Source organism: Streptomyces acidicola, assembly GCF_009377235.1.
Classification (GTDB): Bacteria; Actinomycetota; Actinomycetes; order Streptomycetales; family Streptomycetaceae; genus Streptomyces; species Streptomyces acidicola.
Genome location: NZ_VMNX01000407.1, coordinates 1 through 4762, shown reverse-complemented (window position 1 = coordinate 4762; position 4762 = coordinate 1). Strand labels below are relative to the sequence as shown.

General features: G+C 70.9%; 5 protein-coding genes, 5 tRNA genes and 1 pseudogene. 5 read left to right on the top strand and 6 right to left on the bottom strand.

Annotated elements, in window-relative coordinates:
- Positions 1 to 102 (top strand): annotated as a pseudogene (locus FPZ41_RS49265) (zf-TFIIB domain-containing protein); the annotation flags it as partial.
- Positions 103 to 168: 66 nt separating this feature from the next.
- Here the strand turns inward: FPZ41_RS49265 and FPZ41_RS44910 are convergent.
- The 5 genes from FPZ41_RS44910 to FPZ41_RS44890 form a co-directional block, all read right to left on the bottom strand.
- A tRNA-Val gene (locus tag FPZ41_RS44910) sits at positions 169 to 240 on the bottom strand.
- Positions 241 to 274: 34 nt separating this feature from the next.
- Positions 275 to 346 (bottom strand) — tRNA-Val (locus tag FPZ41_RS44905).
- A gap of 36 nt (positions 347 to 382) precedes the next feature.
- Positions 383 to 454, bottom strand: a tRNA-Val gene (locus FPZ41_RS44900).
- A gap of 4 nt (positions 455 to 458) precedes the next feature.
- Positions 459 to 529 (bottom strand) — tRNA-Cys (locus tag FPZ41_RS44895).
- 40 nt (positions 530 to 569) lie between these two features.
- Positions 570 to 642 (bottom strand) — tRNA-Gly (locus FPZ41_RS44890).
- Positions 643 to 799: 157 nt separating this feature from the next.
- Between FPZ41_RS44890 and FPZ41_RS44885 the strand changes: the two genes are divergently transcribed.
- From FPZ41_RS44885 to FPZ41_RS44875, 3 genes are all read left to right on the top strand, one after another.
- Entirely contained in the window at positions 800 to 1843 is a 1044-nt protein-coding gene (locus FPZ41_RS44885) for a chorismate-binding protein (protein ID WP_322621536.1), read from the top strand.
- Positions 1840 to 2661 (top strand): aminotransferase class IV, encoded by an 822-nt coding sequence (locus FPZ41_RS44880; protein WP_322621535.1) that lies wholly within the window; start codon positions 1840 to 1842, stop codon positions 2659 to 2661. Before FPZ41_RS44885 ends, FPZ41_RS44880 begins: the two co-directional genes overlap by 4 nt.
- A gap of 100 nt (positions 2662 to 2761) precedes the next feature.
- Positions 2762 to 3586 carry a GNAT family N-acetyltransferase gene (locus FPZ41_RS44875; protein WP_152870495.1) on the top strand — a complete coding sequence of 275 codons (825 nt, stop codon included), beginning with the start codon at positions 2762 to 2764 and terminating at the stop codon, positions 3584 to 3586.
- A gap of 67 nt (positions 3587 to 3653) precedes the next feature.
- On the opposite strand, the gene FPZ41_RS44870 is transcribed toward FPZ41_RS44875, so the two are convergent.
- On the bottom strand, positions 3654 to 4184 hold the full coding sequence (locus tag FPZ41_RS44870) for a DsbA family protein (RefSeq protein ID WP_152870493.1): 531 nt from the start codon (positions 4182 to 4184) through the stop codon (positions 3654 to 3656).
- A 214-nt stretch (positions 4185 to 4398) separates the two neighbouring features.
- On the opposite strand from FPZ41_RS44870, the gene FPZ41_RS44865 reads away from it, so the two are divergent.
- Positions 4399 to 4762 (top strand): hypothetical protein (locus FPZ41_RS44865; RefSeq protein ID WP_152870490.1); only part of this gene is annotated, 364 nt, incomplete at its 3' end.

Genomic DNA, 4762 nt, shown 5'->3' with positions numbered 1-4762 from the left:
GCCCCCGCCTGGGGTGCCCCGCAGGGAGGCCATGGCGGTCACCACGGTCACTACGGCCACAAGCGCCACAAGAGCTTCGGCCACATGCTGTTCTCCAGCTGAGCTCCGCGGCTGAGCCGCACACGAGGAAGCCCCCGGCCGTATGAGACGGCTGGGGGCTTCGGTGTGTGGACGATACTGGGATTGAACCAGTGACCTCTTCCGTGTCAGGGAAGCGCTCTCCCGCTGAGCTAATCGTCCTCGGGACCACGGCCGGAGGGCCCTGGATAGTGCGTGCGCGATACTGGGATTGAACCAGTGACCTCTTCCGTGTCAGGGAAGCGCTCTCCCGCTGAGCTAATCGCGCGGGACGAGATCTTGTCGAACGTGCGACAAGATCCAGTGGACGATACTGGGATTGAACCAGTGACCTCTTCCGTGTCAGGGAAGCGCTCTCCCGCTGAGCTAATCGTCCTCGGAGGTGGAGACGGGATTTGAACCCGTGTAGACGGCTTTGCAGGCCGTTGCCTCGCCTCTCGGCCACTCCACCAGGAGTGCAGGAGTTCGGGATGATCCCCTGGGTTCCTTCGAGCGGACGACGAGGCTCGAACTCGCGACCTCAACCTTGGCAAGGTTGCGCTCTACCAACTGAGCTACGTCCGCTTGTCGTTTCCGTTTCGCTTGCGCGTCGCGGCGACGAGTTGAACTCTAGCGGATTCCGGGGCCAGTACAAAAACGCGTTTGTGCAGCGTGCTGCGGTGCGTCCGGTCCAGGACCCGGTCAGGGCGGCCCGCGGGGCGCCCGTCCTAGACTCGACCGCGTGCCCGACCTGCCTCCTCTTGCCCGCTTCGGCGGCATCGTCGCGACCGGCCTCACCGACGTGACCAGCGATCCCGCGGCCCTGGACTCATCCGGATTCTGGGCCGTCTCGGCCGACTACGAGGGACGTCTGGTGTGCGCGCGCTTCCGTGACGTACGACGCGAGCCGGTGCCCGCCGTGGTGCCGGGGGCATGGCGCGGTCCCGGCACCGGTGACTGGACGTCGTCCCTGGACCGCGGCGCGTACACGGAGGGTGTACGGCGCATACGCGAGCACATCGCGGCCGGCGAGGTGTACCAGGCGAACCTCTGCCGGGTCCTGTCCGCGCCCGTCGCGCCCGGCGCCGACGTGGACGCGCTGACCGCGCTGCTGGCGCGCGGCAACCCGGCGCCCTATGCAGGAACGATTCTCCTGCCCGGTCACGGCGTGGAGATCGCCACCGCGTCCCCCGAGCTGTTCCTGCGTCGCGGGGGCCGCGTCGTCGAGTCCGGCCCGATCAAGGGCACCGGGCGCACGGAGGCGGACCTGCTGGAGAAGGACTACGCCGAGAACGTGATGATCGTGGACCTGGTCCGCAATGACATCGGCCGCGTCTGCACCACGGGCTCGGTGACGGTCCCCGACCTGTGCGTCGTCGAGAAGCATCCGGGCCTGGTCCATCTCGTCTCCACTGTGCGCGGCGAACTGCGCGACGACGCCGGCTGGCCCGAGCTGCTGACCGCCGCCTTCCCGCCCGGCTCCGTCACCGGGGCCCCCAAGTCCAGCGCTCTGCGGATCCTCGCCGACCTGGAGACGGCACCTCGCGGCCCCTACTGCGGCGGCATCGGCTGGGTGGACGCCGACCGGGGCTCCGGCGAGCTGGCCGTGGGCATCCGCACCTTCTGGATCGACCGTGCGGAAGGCCTGCTGCGCTTCGGCACTGGTGCGGGCATCACCTGGGGGTCGGACCCCGAGGGGGAGTGGCGGGAGACCGAGCTGAAGGCGGCCAGGCTGCTCGCGGTAGCGTCGGGGGAGTACGAGGTGAGTGGGAGGACCGTTACGTGAAGATCTGGCTCGATGGTGGTCTGCAGGACATCGAGGGCGCCCGCGTCTCCGTCTTCGACCATGGACTGACCGTGGGCGACGGCGTCTTCGAGACGGTGAAGGCGGCCGACGGGCGGCCGTTCGCGCTGACCCGTCACCTCGACCGGCTGGCCCGCTCGGCGCGCGGCCTCGGGCTGCCCGAGCCCGACCTCGACGAGGTGCGACGCGCCTGTGCCGCCGTGGTCGACGCCAACCCGATGCCGCTCGGCCGCCTCCGCATCACGTACACCGGAGGCGTCTCCCCGCTCGGTTCGGACCGGGGCGACCACGGCGCCACCCTCGTCGTCGCCCTCGGCGAGACGAGTCGGCGCCCCGACTCGACGGCCGTGATCACGGTCCCCTGGACCCGCAACGAGCGCGGCGCCCTCGCCGGCCTCAAGGCCACCTCGTACGCCGAGAACGTCGTCGCCCTCGCCCGTGCGCACGAACAGGGCGCGTCCGAGGCCCTGTTCGCCAACACGGTCGGGCAACTGTGCGAGGGCACGGGCTCGAACGTCTTCGTGGTCCTGGACGGGGAGATCCACACCCCGCCGGTCCCCTCCGGTTGCCTCGCGGGCATCACACGCGCGCTCGCCGCAGAGTGGACGGGCGCCCGCGAGACCGATCTGCCGCTGGACGTCCTGGAACGCGCCGACGAGGTCTTCCTGACCTCGACCCTGCGTGACGTGCAGGCGGTGCACCGGGTCGACTCACGCGAACTCCCTGGTGCCCCGGGCCCGGTGACGGCCAAGGCGATGCGGATCTTCCAGGAGCGGGCCGGAAACGACCTCGATCCGTAGCGGCGGGGATCGCGGTGGCGGGGAACGTGGTGGCCGGGGTCGGGAGGCGGCGCACGAATCCCGGATGACGACGGGCGGCGATACGGGTAGAACACCCCTGATGACCACCACTCTGCGGCCGACCGAGCCGCTTCAGCACGCTGCGGACGGAACGCGTTCGCGGAACTACCAGGTGTGCGTGAACAGCCGTCCCGTGGGCGGCATACACCTCGTCATGCGCCCGGAGTACGGCCCTGACGTGGCCCGTATCGAGGACCTGCACATCGACGAGCCGGACCGCAGGCGCGGCCGGGGCACGGTGGCCGCGCTCGCCGCCGAGGAAGTGGTACGGGGCTGGGGGTGCCGGCGCATCGAGGTGTCCGTGCCCGGCGACGCGGACGCCTCCCTCCGGCTCGCCACGGCGCTCGGGTACCTGCCCGGCAGCCGCCACTTGGCGAAACCCCTCAACGGCACCCGGCCCGAGCTGCCCGCGGGCAGCTCCGCCCGTCCCATGACCGAGGGAGAGTACGGTCCCTGGCTCGCGCACGAGCGCGAGGCGTTCGCGCGCAGCCTGATCAAGCAGGGCATGTCGGCCCCCGAGGCCTACGCCAGGACGGACGAGGGGCACGCGAAGTACCTCGCCGACGGGCTGGCCACCGAGAACACCCTGATCAGCGTCCTGGAGCACGAGGGGGCGCGGGTCGGTGTCCTGTGGCTGGGGCTGTGGCCCGAGACGGGGTTCGTGCTGGAGGTCGAGGTCGACGCGGAGCACCGGGGCCACGGTCACGGCCGTGCCCTGATGCTTCTGGCCGAGCAGCAGGCCGTGTCGGGCGGGAAGGACCGCATGACGCTCAACGTCTTCGCGGGCAACACCCCGGCCGAGCGGCTCTACGAGTCGCTCGGTTACCGGACGACGGCACACCACCTGTACAAGGAACTGCTCTGAGGCGCACGCGCGCCTGCGTGGTGGGGGGGGTGCTGTGCGAGCCTCGGGGTACCGCGAGCCGTGACCGCTACGAGGCCGGCATCCCCTCGGCAAGCAGTCGGTCGGCGATCTCCTCTATGCGCCCGCGCAGCCCCTCCTGGCTCTTGCCGCCGTCGAGACGTTCGCCGCCGATGACGTACGTAGGGGTGCCGGTCACGCCGATCGCCTTGCCCTCGGCCTGGTCGGCGTCGACGATCAGGATGTGCCGGCCGTCGATCAGCGCGGTGTCGAACTCCTCGGCGTCGAGGCCGAGTTCGCGGGCCACGTCGATCAGGAAGGGCTGGCCTTCGCGGCCCAGTTGCTCGACCCGTCCCAGTACTGCTTCCACGTACGGCCACGCCTTGCCCTGCTCCGCGGCCTCCTCGGCGGCCTGGGCGGCGGCGAAGGAGTGCTTGTGCTTCTCCAGCGGGAAGTGACGCAGCCGCAGTTCGAGCCGGTCGCCGTAGCGGGCGCGCAGGGCGCGGAGGTCATCGAGGGCGCTGTGGCAGTCCGGGCACTGGAGTTCGCACCATACGTCCAGGACCACGGAGGCGGGACGTGCGGGGGAGGAGTCGCTCATGGGTCCCAGTCTCCCAGCACGGCCGCCGCCGACCCAATTCGGGACGCACAGTTCGGAGGGCCGTAGATGTCTGGTACCAGGGGTGGAGCCGACCCCGAGACGACCCGGAGATCTCCCTGAGGTCCGGTCCGGCCATGGCATGCCGGGTGCGGGGCGGTGCAGGATGGAAGGAACGAACCGACCCTGCCCGACCGAGCACCGCCTGGAGGACCGGATGATTGCCGAGACCGTTTGTGCCGCAGTGTCCGCGGCCGGCCTGGGCGTCGCCGCGATCACGGCCTACCGCAAGCGCTTCCTCAGGGCGGCCCGTATCGCCGCGTACTCACTCGTGCCCATCGGCCTGGTGATGACCGGGGTCGTCGAGTGGGCGGCCGACACGGCCTTCAGCCCGACCGCCTGGGCCGGCTTCGGCGTGCTGGGCGCCGCCTGGCTGCTCTTCGTGACCACCCGTGCCGTGGAGCGGCGTGGCGGAGGGACCCGCAAGGAGCGCAAGGCAGCCCGGGCCGCGCAGCGTGAGGCGATAGCCCCCGAGGCCTCGGCTCCCTCCCTGGGGCAGGGCACCCGCCCCGCCGCCCGCC